This window comes from Frateuria sp. GZRR33 (assembly GCF_051900425.1).
Lineage (GTDB): Bacteria > Pseudomonadota > Gammaproteobacteria > Xanthomonadales > Rhodanobacteraceae > Frateuria_A.
In genome coordinates this window covers 1-541 of sequence record NZ_JBHZGK010000034.1, presented here as the reverse complement: position 1 = coordinate 541, position 541 = coordinate 1, and the positions used below count along the sequence as shown (strand labels likewise).

1 protein-coding gene is annotated in these 541 nt (G+C 65.4%); it reads left to right on the top strand.

The window, feature by feature from the left end:
* A partial coding sequence (locus tag ACFWZU_RS16285) for an IS3 family transposase (RefSeq protein WP_439702557.1) occupies positions 1-541 on the top strand: 541 nt, incomplete at both ends.

Genomic DNA, 541 nt, shown 5'->3' with positions numbered 1-541 from the left:
GGAAGGGTTGCTCGTGAACTACAAGCGCGTGGAGCGGCTGTATCAGGAAGCGAAGCTGCAGGTGCGGCGGCGCAAGCGCAAGAAGGTGTCGGTGGGTGAGCGTCAGCCGCTATTGCGGCCCTTGGCGGCCAACGAGGTCTGGTCCATGGACTTCGTCTTCGACCGCACGGCCGAGGGGCGGGTGATCAAGTGCCTGACCATCGTCGACGACGCCACTCACGAAGCGGTCGCCATCGAGGTCGAGCGAGCGATCTCAGGCCACATGCTCACGCGCGTGCTCGACCGCCTGGCGCTCAGCCGTGGCCTACCCAATGTCATCCGCACCGACAACGGCAAGGAGTTCTGCGGCAAGGCCATGGTGGTCTGGGCGCACGAGCGCGGCGTGCAGCTGCGCCTGATCGAGCCGGGCAAGCCCAACCAGAACGCCTACGTCGAGTCCTTCAACGGCCGCCTGCGCGATGAGTGCCTCAACGAGCACTGGTTCACCCACCTGCTGCATGCGCGCGCCGTCATCGAAACCTGGCGGCGGGAATACAACGAA